This is a genomic window from Mycetocola sp. (assembly GCF_046716805.1).
In the GTDB taxonomy this organism is placed as follows: domain Bacteria; phylum Actinomycetota; class Actinomycetes; order Actinomycetales; family Microbacteriaceae; genus Mycetocola_A.
In genome coordinates this window covers 16,876-29,727 of sequence record NZ_JBKJWH010000187.1, presented here as the reverse complement: position 1 = coordinate 29,727, position 12,852 = coordinate 16,876, and the positions used below count along the sequence as shown (strand labels likewise).

12 protein-coding genes are annotated in these 12,852 nt (G+C 65.9%); 3 read left to right on the top strand and 9 right to left on the bottom strand.

Going from position 1 to position 12,852, the window contains the following annotated elements; all coding sequences use genetic code 11:
* Positions 1 to 172 precede the first annotated feature (172 nt).
* The 5 genes from ACLQ62_RS15210 to ACLQ62_RS15190 all read right to left on the bottom strand — a co-directional run bounded on the left by ACLQ62_RS15210 (position 173) and on the right by ACLQ62_RS15190 (position 2,953).
* Positions 173 to 514, bottom strand: coding sequence for a formate/nitrite transporter family protein (locus ACLQ62_RS15210; RefSeq protein ID WP_411722470.1), 342 nt, complete (start codon positions 512 to 514; stop codon positions 173 to 175).
* A gap of 139 nt (positions 515 to 653) precedes the next feature.
* The gene (rimM, locus tag ACLQ62_RS15205; RefSeq protein WP_411722469.1) at positions 654 to 1,322 is read right to left on the bottom strand and encodes a ribosome maturation factor RimM; all 669 of its coding nucleotides are present in this window, start codon (positions 1,320 to 1,322) and stop codon (positions 654 to 656) included.
* Positions 1,323 to 1,324: 2 nt separating this feature from the next.
* A complete protein-coding gene (locus tag ACLQ62_RS15200) occupies positions 1,325 to 1,561 on the bottom strand; it encodes an RNA-binding protein (protein WP_090709355.1) in 237 nt (78 codons plus the stop codon).
* Positions 1,562 to 1,564: 3 nt separating this feature from the next.
* A complete protein-coding gene (gene rpsP, locus ACLQ62_RS15195) occupies positions 1,565 to 1,987 on the bottom strand; it encodes a 30S ribosomal protein S16 (protein ID WP_411722468.1) in 423 nt (140 codons plus the stop codon).
* Between the two features lie 177 nt (positions 1,988 to 2,164).
* The gene (locus ACLQ62_RS15190; protein ID WP_411722467.1) at positions 2,165 to 2,953 is read right to left on the bottom strand and encodes an LLM class F420-dependent oxidoreductase; all 789 of its coding nucleotides are present in this window, start codon (positions 2,951 to 2,953) and stop codon (positions 2,165 to 2,167) included.
* Between the two features lie 75 nt (positions 2,954 to 3,028).
* On the opposite strand from ACLQ62_RS15190, the gene ACLQ62_RS15185 reads away from it, so the two are divergent.
* Positions 3,029 to 4,177: a glutamate--cysteine ligase gene (locus tag ACLQ62_RS15185; RefSeq protein WP_411722472.1), complete on the top strand. Its 1,149-nt coding sequence runs from the start codon at positions 3,029 to 3,031 to the stop codon at positions 4,175 to 4,177.
* A 113-nt stretch (positions 4,178 to 4,290) separates the two neighbouring features.
* Here ACLQ62_RS15185 and ffh read toward each other — a convergent pair whose 3' ends face one another.
* A complete protein-coding gene (gene ffh / locus ACLQ62_RS15180; protein WP_411722466.1) occupies positions 4,291 to 5,862 on the bottom strand; it encodes a signal recognition particle protein in 1,572 nt (523 codons plus the stop codon).
* Positions 5,863 to 5,964: 102 nt separating this feature from the next.
* Between ffh and lipB the strand changes: the two genes are divergently transcribed.
* Both lipB and lipA read left to right on the top strand, forming a co-directional pair.
* Positions 5,965 to 6,666, top strand: a complete 702-nt coding sequence (gene lipB / locus ACLQ62_RS15175; RefSeq protein WP_411722465.1) for a lipoyl(octanoyl) transferase LipB — start codon at positions 5,965 to 5,967, stop codon at positions 6,664 to 6,666.
* Positions 6,663 to 7,682 (top strand): lipoyl synthase, encoded by a 1,020-nt coding sequence (gene lipA / locus ACLQ62_RS15170; protein ID WP_411722464.1) that lies wholly within the window; start codon positions 6,663 to 6,665, stop codon positions 7,680 to 7,682. The genes lipB and lipA overlap by 4 nt, the downstream gene beginning before the upstream one ends.
* 2 nt (positions 7,683 to 7,684) lie before the next feature.
* On the opposite strand, the gene ACLQ62_RS15165 is transcribed toward lipA, so the two are convergent.
* The 3 genes from ACLQ62_RS15165 to smc are packed head-to-tail and all read right to left on the bottom strand — an operon-like array spanning position 7,685 to position 12,677.
* On the bottom strand, positions 7,685 to 8,182 hold the full coding sequence (locus ACLQ62_RS15165) for a DUF2004 domain-containing protein (RefSeq protein ID WP_411722463.1): 498 nt from the start codon (positions 8,180 to 8,182) through the stop codon (positions 7,685 to 7,687).
* Positions 8,182 to 9,057: a signal recognition particle-docking protein FtsY gene (gene ftsY / locus ACLQ62_RS15160; protein ID WP_411722462.1), complete on the bottom strand. Its 876-nt coding sequence runs from the start codon at positions 9,055 to 9,057 to the stop codon at positions 8,182 to 8,184. The genes ACLQ62_RS15165 and ftsY overlap by 1 nt, the downstream gene beginning before the upstream one ends.
* A gap of 35 nt (positions 9,058 to 9,092) precedes the next feature.
* Positions 9,093 to 12,677: a chromosome segregation protein SMC gene (smc, locus tag ACLQ62_RS15155; RefSeq protein WP_411722461.1), complete on the bottom strand. Its 3,585-nt coding sequence runs from the start codon at positions 12,675 to 12,677 to the stop codon at positions 9,093 to 9,095.
* Positions 12,678 to 12,852 lie beyond the last annotated feature (175 nt).

Below are 12,852 nucleotides of genomic sequence, written 5' to 3'. Positions count from 1 at the left end.
AACTGCGCCCGCTCGATGCGGCCAGTGCGGACTCGAGCTCGGTGCGGGCCAGGGCAGTGAGCGATGTCTTCTGCATTCCGACTCCTTCATCGTTTTCACCACTCTAGGGTGGCCCTCCGGGTTTCTCCCCTGCCCGCGGCTTACGAAGCACTTCGATATGCGCGAACGGCTCTCAAACACACGGCTCAGATGCTTTTGCGCCATCGGAAGGCCGGTTTCGCGCCGCGGACCCGCTCAGTCGTCGTTCACTGCGCGCGAATGGCTCCTTAAACGAACCCGTGACGAGTTCGAGCCCCAGAAGGACGATGATGACGAAGCCGACGGGGAAGATCACAGCGCCGACGAGCGGCAGCTGGGTCTGGATGTTCGCGGTGAACGCAACCATGGTCGCGCAGGCGAGGATGGCTCCGGCGAGCGTGCCTCGCGCAAGCATCTGCCCGATGCTCAGGTTCGCCTTCACGACTCCGGCGTCGACGAGGGAATCGATCAACGAGTCCGGTTTGACGGATGACATGGACGACCTCCGCATTCGACCGGGTCGGCGACCCGGTTCGATTCCAACGCTGGAAGCGCGGAGTACGGTGACCCGTTGCGTTGGGGTGAGACGAACGTGAATTCGTACTCACAGCGAGCACTCGAACCTGTGAGGTGCGTCAGGCGTCGGCCGGTGTCGTTCCGTCGTCGGGTGCCGCGGTCTCGTCCGGTACCGGTGTGGCATCCGTGTCGTTCGCGGCGGCATCCGTCATCTCGACGTCATCCGCCGTCTCGTCGTCCTCCGGGAGTTCCTCGAAGAGCCCGGCGGGAGGAGTGACGGTGACGATGCCGGTCTGGATGTCGACCGCGGGAACGATTGCTTTGACGAATGGAACCATGACCTCTCCGGTCGCCGTGGCGATGATGAGCAGGTCCTGTGCCGGGAAGTGGTCGACGCGGGCGACGGTTCCGACTCGCTCGCCGTCGCGGTGTACGGCGAGGCCGACAAGTTGGTGGTCGTACCAGGCGTCTTCTTCGAGGGATGCCTCGGCGGAGTCCTGTTCGATCCAGAGGATCGCTTTCACAAGGGTTTCCGCTTGTGAACGGTCGGCCACACCCTCGAAGAATCCGACCGGGTGGCCGTTGTACCAACGCAACTCGGTGAGAGTGAGGGTTTTCCCGTGCCAGGGCGACCCGGTCGGGACCTGGAGCGTGAAGACGGCTCCTGGCACGAACCGGCGTGCGGGGTCATCAGTGAAGAGTTCGAGCTTGATGGCTCCCTTGAGCCCGTGGGCTTTCGTGAGCCGTCCGACCCGGAGCTGGGTCTTCGGCGTTTCGGCGGTGCTCACTTCTAAGAATCGGTGTCGACGACGTCGACGCGAACGCGGCGACCATCGGCGAGGGCGGAGACGAGTGTGCGAAGTGCCTTTGCCGTGCGGCCGGAGCGGCCGATCACACGGCCGAGGTCCTCGGGGTTCACACGAACCTCGAGGACCTCACCGCGTGGTGAGCTCTGCGCTACGACGGTCACGTCGTCCGGATTGTCAACAATCCCCTTGACGAGGTGTTCGAGAGCAGGTGCGAGCAATTGTTACGCCTTGTCTTCTTCAACGGCCGGAGCGGCCTCGGTCTCGGCCGGGGCTTCTTCCTTGACCGCGGGCTTCTCAGCCTTCGGCTTGAGGACAGGCTTCTTCTTCTCGTCGGCGACGAAAGCAGCTTTGGGCTCCTTGGTCTTGACGGTCGAGACGGCGTCCTTGTCACCCTTGAACTTGCCCCAGTCGCCTGTGAGCTTGAGGATGGCTTCGACCTGAGGGGTCGGCTGGGCGCCGACCGACAGCCAGTACTGTGCACGCTCGGACTTGACCTCGATGAACGAGGGCTCCTCGGTGGGGTGGTACTGGCCGATTTCCTCGATGACGCGGCCGTCACGCTTGGTGCGTGAGTCGGCGACGACGATGCGGTAGTACGGTGCGCGGATCTTGCCCAGGCGCTTCAAACGAATCTTGACAGACACAATTCTCCTGAAAGTTATTTGTTGTGTGATTGTGCTCGTCACCGGCTGCGTGGGGGCACACTCGGTCCGAAAGCTCTTATTGCTGCAGCGCCTGATTAGAGGGTCGGGCGAGTGCAGACTCGACTAACCATTCTGTCAGATAATCGTCGCCTGCGTGACCAGCTCACGGAACGGATTTCACGACGTGACGCTGTCCCTCCACGCCAGCCACCGGCGAACCGACGCGATGTCGTGGTGCGGGCCGCTGAGGCCCAGGGTGAACATGGTTGTGCCCAGGGCCAGCAATTCTTCCGCCGTTGCTTCATTCCGCCCCCGCAGTTCGGTGGAGATCTCGATCTCCGACACGTCACGACCGACCGCTTCTCCGTGGCGACGGAGGATTTCGCGTTTCTCCGCGAGCACGGTCGGCGAGCTGAAGCTGTGCCAGATGTCGGCGTGCTGCGCGACGATCCGTAACGTCTTCTTGACTCCTCCTCCCCCGATGAGGATCGGGATAGGACGCGTGGGTGGAGGGTTGAGTTGTGACCACCGGTCGGTGATCACAGGGAGCGCCTCACCGAGGGCAGCGATCCTGCTGCCTGCTGTGCCGAACTCGTATCCGTACTCGTCGTAGTCCCGCTCGAACCAGCCCGCACCGGTGCCGAAAATGAACCGGCCGCCGGAGATGCGGTCGAGGGTTCTGGCCATGTCGGCCTGCAGATTGGCGTTGCGGTAACTGTTGCAGTTCACGAGGCTGCCGAATTCGACCCGGCTGGTCTGTTCCGCCCAGGCACCGAGCATGGTCCACGATTCGAAGTGAAGACCGTTCCGCTCGCCGCTCAAGGGGAAAAAATGATCCCAGTTGAAGAGGATGTCGACTCCCAGGTCTTCGAGCTGGGCGACGGTATCGCGGATGACTGCGTACGGGGCGTGCTGCGGGGCGATCTGCACGCCGATGCGGACAGGACGGTTCTGCACTGACGTCATTTCATCAGCCTAAGCCCGACATGGAAGGATGAAACGGTGCCGGACGGATGTCCGGCGGAAGCGGGGAACACGAGCATGGGCATCGACTTCGCCAGGTCAGAGCGATCGACGGTGGGCATCGAGTGGGAACTCGCTCTCGTGGACCGCGACAGCGGGGACCTTGTCTCCGCCGCCGACGAAGTCCTCGCGGACCTTCACCAGAGTGACGGATCGCCCCACCCGTACATCACGGGCGAACTGCTGCTCAACACGGTCGAACTCGTGAGCGCCGTGCACACAACGGTTGGGGGCGCCGTCCAGGACCTCGACGGCCAGCTGCAGGAGCTTCGCGGGGTCACCATCGGCCGCGGGATCGACATCATCGGCAGCGGATCGCATCCATTCGGTCAGTGGTACGACCAGCCGGTCGCCAATAAGGAGCGCTACCACAAGCTCATCGAGCGCACCCGGTGGTGGGGCAGGAACATGATGATCTGGGGCGTGCACGTGCACGTCGGCATCGAGGACCGCGACAAAGTCATGCCCATCCTCAACGCGATGCTGAGCTACATCCCGCACCTGCAGGCCCTCTCGGCGTCGAGTCCGTACTGGGGCGGCGTCAACACCGGTTATGCGTCGAACCGTTCTCTGATGTTCCAACAGCTCCCGACGGCAGGGCTGCCATACCAACTGCCCGACTGGGCGGCATTCGAGAACTATGTCGCTGACATGACGAAGCCGGGCATCATCGACGACTACACCGAGGTGCGCTGGGACATCCGCCCGTCGCCGCGCTGGGGAACCATCGAGGTTCGGTTCTGCGACGGCGCGTCGACGCACCGTGAGCTCGCCGCCGTCGCCGCCCTGATTCACTGCCTCGTCGAACACCTGTCGACGCGCCTGGATGACGGGGAGCCGTTGACCGTGCTGCAGCCCTGGTACGTCCGCGAAAACAAGTGGCGGGCCGCGCGCTACGGGCTCGCCGCGGAAGTCATCCTCGACAACGCGGGCAACGAGCGGCCCGTGACCGACGACATCCGGGACCTCCTCATCTCCCTGGCACCGATCGCCCGGCGACTCGGCTGTGCTGACGAACTCGCGTCGATCGAGAGGATCATCGATGAGGGGGCGAGTTACTCACGCCAGCTGCGAGTCGCCGAAGAGAACGACGGCAATCTTGTCACCGTCGTGAAGTCGCTCGCGCAGGAACTTCGCGACGGGTCGAATCCCGCTCGCCGTTCGTAGGCGCCCCACCACTACTGTCCCGGTTGCGCGGGTCGGGTCGCTACGGGCCGGTGGAATTGCATCCGCGACCGACCGAAACACCCGCGCGAGCGCGGGTTTGACCGCTACGACCGCTACCGACCGAGGAACTTCTGCAGGCTCGCGAGTTCTTCCTCGCTCGGCGCTGCGGCGCCAGCGGAACCCGCCGCGCCACCCAGCCCGAATCCGCCACCGCTCGGGGCACCTGCAGGCTTCACACCTGAAGCCAGCGCCGCGTTCTCGGTGGCCCGCTTCGCCGGGTTGCCCGACTTCGAACCTTTTTTCTTGGGCTGCTGCTTGCGGGAGCTGTTGCCGCCTCCACCGCCGGGAATCGGCCCCATACCCGGGATCTGCGGAACGCCGCCCTTGGCGACGGTCTTCATCATCTTTGCGGCCTGCTCGAACCGGTTGACGAGAGCATTCACCTCGGTGACCGTCGAACCGGATCCACGGGCGATGCGCAGTCGCCTCGAACCGTTGAGCAGCTTCGAGTTGCGACGCTCGGCGAGGGTCATCGACTGGATGATCGCCTCGGTGCGCACGATTTCGCGCTCATCGAAGGCGTCAAGTTGCTGCTTCATCTGCCCCATGCCGGGAAGCATGCCCATCATCTTCTTGATGGAACCCATGTTCCGCAGCTGCTGCATCTGCTTGAGGAAGTCCTCGAGCGTGAAACTGTCGGTCGAGAACTTCTCGGCCATCGCCATGGCTTCTTCTTCGTCGAAGGCAGCCTGGGCCTGCTCGATCAGGGTGAGGATGTCACCGAGGTCGAGGATGCGGCTGGCCATCCGATCGGGGTGGAACGGCTCGAAGTCATCGAGTCCCTCCCCCGTCGAGGCGAAGATGATGGGGCGGCCGGTGACGGATGCCACGGACAGCGCGGCGCCACCACGGGCGTCACCGTCGAGCTTGGTGAGCACGACACCGGTGAAGTCGACGCCGTCCTGGAACGCCTTCGCGGTGGCGACGGCATCCTGACCGATCATCGCGTCGATGACGAACAGAACTTCGTCCGGGTTCACGGCGTTGCGGATGTTCGACGCCTGCTTCATCAGCTCGGCATCGACGCCGAGGCGACCGGCCGTGTCGACGATGACGGTGTCGTACTGCTTCGTGCGGGCGTAAACGATCGAGTCCTTCGCCACCCGGACAGGGTCGCCGACGCCGTTGCCTGGCTCCGGCGCGTAGACGGCGACACCGGCCTGCTGGGCGACGACGCTGAGCTGGGTGACGGCGTTGGGGCGCTGAAGGTCCGCGGCAACGAGCAGCGGCGTGTGGCCTTCCTTGGCCAGCCACTTCGCGAGCTTGCCGGCGAGGGTCGTCTTACCGGCGCCCTGAAGGCCGGCGAGCATGATGACGGTCGGCGGGTTCTTCGCGAATTCCAGCCGGCGCTGCTGTCCGCCGAGGATGGCGACGAGTTCCTCGTTGACGATCTGCACGACCTGCTGCGCGGGGTTGAGTGCTTTGTTGACCTCGTCACCGAGGGCGCGCTCGCGTACTTTGCCGGTGAACTCCTTCACCACGTCAAGCGAGACGTCGGCCTCGAGCAGGGCGCGACGAATCTCGCGCACGGTGCCGTCGACGTCTGACGCCGACAGCGAACCCTTCTTGCGCAGGTTCTTGAAGGTCTCGGAGAGCCGGTCTGAGAGGTTTCCAAAAGTAGCCATTTGATTCCCAGTTTACCGAGGGTTGGGCGTTCGTCGCGCCGCTCGCATCCATCGCGCTCACAGGAATTATTGGACTCGATACATTTACTCTAAGCTCGACGCATGACCGAGGTTCTTGTCGCCGGCATGGCGCCCCACTTTGTTCCGTACATCGAGGGATGGGAACTCCAGCGGCGAACCCACCGGGATGTCGTCGACGGGTCAGCACCCGACACGCTGATCCTCTGCGAGCACCACGATGTCTTCACCGCCGGGCGCCGGACGTCTGCCAGGGAACGGCCGACGGACGGCACACCCGTGGTCGATGTCGACCGCGGAGGAAAGATCACGTGGCATGGCCCAGGCCAGCTCACCGGGTACCCGATCGTGCGGCTGCCGGAGCCCGTCGACGTGATCGAGCACGTTCGCCGGCTGGAACAGATGATGATCGACGTGGTCGCAGAATTCGGCGTCGATGGTAAGCGGGTCGACGGCCGGTCGGGGGTATGGGTGACCAGCGCGCACGGTGACAACAAGATCGGCGCGGTCGGCGTCCGAGTCGCGGACGGCGTCACCATGCACGGCTTCGCCCTCAACTGCAGCAACTCGCTCCAGCCGTACAGCCGGATCGTGCCCTGCGGAATCACCGACGCCGGAGTCACCACCCTGAGCCTGGAGACGGGCCGTGAGATCACCCCGGCCGACGTCCTCGACAGCATCGTGGCGCGTTTTTTCACCGACGGCACAACCGACAAAGCGGATGTCGCGGATCCCGTCGACGACGCGGATGCTCCGATAGCGACATCCACAGGGGGGACCGCGTGAGCGCGTGCGGCGCGGGCGCTCCCGGCCCCGCTCTACCCGGCAACGGGCGCAAACTGCTGCGCTTGGAGGTTCGGAATGCAGCCACCCCGATCGAGAAGAAGCCGGACTGGATCAAGACCAGGGCGAAGATGGGACCGGAGTACCGCCGCCTGCAGAACCTGGTGAAGGACGAAGGCCTCCACACCGTCTGCCAGGAAGCGGCCTGCCCCAACATCTACGAGTGCTGGGAGGACCGCGAGGCTACCTTCCTCATCGGCGGCTCGCAGTGCACCCGGCGGTGTGACTTCTGCCAGATCGACACCGGCAAGCCCGCGGACTACGACACGGACGAACCCCGCCGGGTCGCGCAATCCGTGGCGGCGATGCGGTTGCGCTACGCCACGGTGACCGGTGTGGCCCGCGACGACCTGCCCGACGAAGGTGCGTGGCTGCACGCGGAAACGGTGCGCCGCATCCATGCCGAGAACCCGGGCACGGGCGTCGAGATCCTCGCGACCGACTTCTCGGGCAACCCGGATCTCCTCGGCGAAGTCTTCTCGTCACAGCCGGAGGTGTTCGCTCACAACGTCGAAACCGTCCCGAGGATTTTCAAACGCATCCGGCCGGCGTTCACCTACGACCGCTCGCTGGGGGTGCTGACCCAGGCCAGTGCCGCAGGCCTGATCACCAAGTCCAATCTCATCCTCGGCATGGGCGAGACGGAGGCGGAGGTCGCCGACGCATTGCAGGATCTTCACGACGCCGGCACCGACATCATCACGATCACGCAATACCTGCGGCCGACGCCGAGGCACCTGCCCGTCGCTCGGTGGGTGCGCCCGGAGGAATTCGTCGCCTTCAAGCAGCTTGCAGAAGAGATCGGGTTCCTCGGGGTGCTTGCCGGCCCGCTCGTACGTTCGTCGTACCGGGCCGGTCGCCTGTGGGCGCAGTCGATGCACCGCAAAGGCCTCCCGCTTCCGGCAGGCCTCGAACACCTTGCGGATCCTGAACTCGGATTCGCGCAGGCGGTCGGCTGAGGTCAGCTGAGCAGTTCGATCCCCACCGATTCTCCGCGCATCGACAGGTACACGACGAGCGCGAGATCGGAGTTGTCCGGGTCGAAAGCGAACTCGAATGACGCGAACGGCGCGCTCTCTCCCGCCTGGTGTGGCGACACGGCCACGCGGATGAGCTGCAGCGAACGGATGATGTCGACGTCGTTGTCGCCGGAATGGTCGACGAGGAGATCGACGAGGTCCTCCCCCGTCTCCTCGACGGTCTGCTCAATGAACTGGGTGACATCTGAGTTGCGGTCGTCGACGTCGGAGAGCATCGCCTCACGGGCGCGCAGGTCGAGGCCTTCGAGCGAACTGATGACGCCGGCCGCGTTGTCGAGCGCATCCGGCGCGAGAGTCACCCCGCCCGGGGCGCTCAGGGACACGTCGACAGCCTGGTCGCCGACCTCGACGCTCTCCGACCAGTAGAGCCCGCCGGTCTCATCCGTGTCGATCGCTCCAAAAAAGTCGTGTTCGATCATCAACCAACCAATTTCTGTGCGAAGACGTGCGGGGTGAAACCGGTGAGGTCGTTGATACCCTCACCCTGGCCGACGAGTTTGATGGGGATGCCGGTGCGCTCCTGCACGGCGAGGACGAATCCACCGCGCGCGGAGCCGTCCAGTTTGGTCAACACAAGGCCGGTCACACCGGCGTGCTCGATGAACGCGTCGGCCTGGGCGAGGCCGTTCTGCCCGGTGGTGGCATCGAGCACGAGGAGCACCTCGGAGATCGGCGCCTGCTTCTCGATGACCCGGCGGATCTTCGTGAGCTCGTCCATGAGCCCGCTCTTGGTTTGCAGCCGCCCGGCCGTGTCGATGAGGACGATCTCGACGCCGTTGCGTTTGGCGTAGTCGACGGTCTGGAACGCGACGGATGCCGGGTCCTGACCCTGATGCTGCGGCCGGATGATCTGCGCGCCTCCGCGTTCCGCCCAGGTGGCGAGCTGCTCGACGGCAGCGGCACGGAAGGTGTCGGCGGCCCCGACGACGACGCTGCGCCCGTAGGTGCCGAGAAACTTCGAGAACTTGCCAATCGTGGTGGTCTTGCCGACACCGTTGACCCCGACGACAAGCACGACGGCCGGGCGCTCGGAGAGCTTGAGGGTTGTGTCGTACTTCGAGAGGCGTTCCTCGATCGATTCGCGGAGCATCCGCTGCAGGTCGCGCGGGTCGGTGGTGCGATACCGGTCGACTTTCGCGTGGAGGTCGGCGATCGTCGCCTCGGTGACATCCGGCCCGAAGTCAGCGGTCAGCAGAGCGTGTTCGAGGTCGTCCCAGGTGTTTTCGTCGATGGTCGGCTTCTGGAACATACCTTTGAGTGCGCCGGAAAGTGACCAGGGCGTGCGTTCTGCCATGAGCCCAGACTACCGAGAGTTGCGGGGCTGCTCGTTCAGCCGGCCTTCTCCTCGGGCGCTGCGACGCGCTGCCCGACCACAGCTGAGACGCCGTCCTGGCGCATCGATACGCCGTAGAGCGCGTCGGCGATCTCCATCGTGCGCTTCTGGTGGGTGATGACGATGAGCTGGCTGGTACGGCGGAGGTCTTCGAAGATCGTGAGCAGCCGGCCGAGGTTCGCGTCGTCGAGCGCCGCCTCCACCTCGTCCATGATGTAGAACGGGCTGGGTCGTGCCTTGAAAATCGCGATCAACAGCGCCACCGCCGCGAGGGAGCGTTCACCGCCGGAGAGCAGTGACAGGCGTTCGATCTTCTTCCCGGCCGGTTTCACACTGACTTCGATACCCGTGGTGAGCAGATCGTCCGGATTGGTCAGCGAGATGCTTCCTGTGCCGCCGGGGAACAGGACGGGAAACACCTCGGCGAAAGCGGCCTGTGTGTCGTCGAAAGCGTCGCCGAAAATCACCTGCATCTTCTCGTCGAGTTCTTCGATGATCGCCAGCAGGTCCTTGCGGGTGTTGGTGAGGTCGGTGAGCTGTTCGGTGAGGAACCGGTGTCGCTGCTCGAGGGCAGCGAACTCCTCGAGGGCGAGCGGATTGACCCTGCCGAGCTGCGCGAACGTGCGCTCCGCTTTCTCGAGTCGCTTCTGCTGCGCGGCGCGGTCGTACGGAACGCCGGCTGGTGCGGCATCCGGATCGTCGTCCGATGCCGCCGGCGACTCAGCGGGCGCGGCCCCCCGGGTGGCATCGGAGCCGTCGGGCGGGACGGGGACGTTCGGGCCGTACTCGGCGACGAGGACGTCTTCGACGAGGCCGAGTTCTGAGCCGGCGCGTTCGAGCAGGCTCGAAAGGTGGAGCTTCTTCTCGTAGATCTGAAGTTCGAGGCCGTGGACGTTCTCGGTGATCGCCTGCAGTCGCTCGCGCAGCGCCGCCTCGTCGCGGCGGAGGGTGACGAGTTCCTCGTTCGCTCTGGCGCGTTCCTGTTCGGCACGTTCAAGGACGAGCTTCGCCTCGGCGACGGAGCGGTCGACGGACGCCAGGACGGCTGGGAGGACCTCGGCAACCCCGGTGGCGGCTTCCACCTGGCGGGCACGGATGACCGCGCGCCGGGCGGCTGCCTCGGCGGCGAGCCGATCGGCTTCCATCTGCCTGACGAGATTGCCGGTGCGTTGCTCCTCGGCACGGACCCGTTCCCTCGCTGTCTCGAGCTGAAGGCGGGCCTCGAGTTCACGTCCTCTCGCTGACTCGAGTTCGACGAGGAGCGACTCCCGCGCCGAGAGGTCGAGGATCGGACGGGGACGGGAGGTCGCCGTTTCGAGCTCCGCCTTGGACCGCGCAGCGGCGGTCTCGGCCGCGGTGACGGCGTCCTTCGAGAGCGCGAACGCGGCGCTCAGCCGGTCGTACTCGGCCGCTGACGCCTCGACTTGCACACGGGCACGGTTGAGCCGTTCGGCCTGGGCGGCGACCTGCGAGTCGAATTCGCGCAGGGCGCTGAGCGTGCGCTTGGACTGCTCTTTGGCTGCGCTGAGCACGCCGCGCTGTTCTGCGAGGTCGAATCGGACGGTGTCGAGGAGCGCGGTCACCTCGGCGAGCCGGACTGCGGCTGTGTCGCGTTCGGCGAGAAGTTCGATCCGGCCCTGTTTACCTCCGGACCCTCCACGGAGGATGAAATCGGTGAGCACGTCCCCGGCGCGGGTGACGAGAGTGACCGGGCCGCCGAGCTGGGCCGCGGCGAGGGCCGGGACTGCCGCGCGGGCGGCGTCGACGTCCTCGGCGATGGCGAGGTGGTTGAGGATGCCCAGGATGCCGTCAGGTGCGGTGACAACCGATGCGGCGCTCCGCACGCCGGGAGTGTCCGGCCAGTCCACAGGGGTGCCTGCCGCATCGGCGATGACGACTTCCACCCGGCCCAGGTCGTATTCGCGAGCGTATTCGATGGCGCGTTCGGCGGCGGCCCGGTTCTCGGCGAGCACGGCGTCGGCGAGGGTGCCGAGGGCGGCGGCGATGGCCGTCTCGTAACCCGGCGCAACCTGCACCGAGTCGGCGACGACTCCGCGGATGCCGTCGAGTCGCGCGGCGACGAGGTCGGTCGACCCGTCCTTGATGTCGAGGGCCCGCGACAGAGCGCTCGTCTGGGCCGCGAGGGCGTCGCGCTCCCGCTCGTGACCGTGCAGCAGGTCGCGGAGCCGTTCGATCTCGGCTTCCGCTTCGAACACCGCCGCCTGGGCGAGTTCGTAGGCTTCGTCGAGGCCGCTCTCCCCCGCGTCGATGTCTCCGGCCGACTCCTCCACCTCGTCCAGTTGCTGCTGTGCCGCGCGGCGACGATCGGTCGCGGCGTCGAGGGCGTTCTCCTGCCGCAGCCGTTCGCCGCGGACGGCGGCGAGCCGCGAGGCTGCGGTCTCGGCCTGCCCGGTCAGCTTCGTGATCTCGAGGTCATGGCGCGAGACGAGTGCGCTTTGCGCGGCGATCTCCGAATCGGTGGCGTCGAGCCGGCTGCGCGCGGACACGGTGTCGGATTGTGCGCGCTGCCACGCGGCATCCGCTGTGACGATCATCTCCTTCAGCCGGGCGACTTCGGCGTGCGCGTCGTCGACCATCGACCGCGTGACGCTGGGGCCGGCATCCTGCGCTTCGCCCTGGGACCCGAGGAGCGCGAGCCGCTGGTTGGCGAGGGTGAAGAGGTTGCGGAGGCGTTCCTGGGCGGACTCGAGCGCGAAGCTCGTGCGGCGGGCACCGTCGACGGCGTCGCCGACCTGCGCCTGCTCGATCCGGGAGATGCGGAGCTGTTTCTGCTCGAGTTGCTCCTGCAGCACGATCCGCTCGGTGCGGCGCTCGCTCTCGGTGCGGCCGTGGTCGTCGAGCGCACGGCGGAGCGCTACGACGTCATCGGCGAGGATGCGGGCGCGCGCGTCGCGGACGATCGCGGCGATGGTCTGCGCCTCACGAGCCACCTCAGCCTGGCGGCCGAGCGGTTTGAGCTGGCGGCGGATCTCACCGGCGAGGTCGCTGAGCCGGGTGAGGTTCGTCTGCATCGCGTCGAGCTTGCGGAGGGTCTTTTCCTTGCGGCGGCGGTGTTTGAGGATTCCGGCGGCTTCTTCGATGAATCCCCGACGCTCCTCCGGGCTGGCGCGCAATACGGCATCCAGCTGGCCCTGCCCGACGATGACGTGCATCTCGCGGCCGAGCCCGGAGTCGCTGAGCAGTTCCTGCACGTCAAGGAGCCGGCAGTTCTCGCCGTTGATGGCATAGTCGCTGCCGCCGTTGCGGAACAGGGTGCGCGAGATCGTGACCTCGGTGTAGTCGATCGGCAGGGCACCGTCGGAGTTGTCGATGGTGAGAAGCACCTGGGCACGGCCGAGCGGGCCGCGCGTCGAGGTTCCGGCGAAGATGACATCTTCCATCTTGCCGCCGCGGAGCGTTTTCGCTCCCTGCTCCCCCATTACCCACGCGAGAGCATCGACGACGTTGGACTTGCCGGATCCATTCGGGCCGACGACGCAGGTGACGCCGGGTTCGAAGGCGAAGGTGGTGGGTTGCGCGAACGATTTGAAGCCCTTGAGGGTGAGGCTCTTCAGGTACACCGCGTGTCCCTCTCCCGTCCGCGCCGGCCGCGAATCTCTGCACTACCGTACCGAAGGATCTCTCATGAGCCGGTCATAGACCCGCTTTCCAACCCGAAATGGGCTGGCGACGGATGCGACGGGCTGGCTAAACTGGTCGGCTGCCCGGATCCGGGTGACGATCACGACACCACTG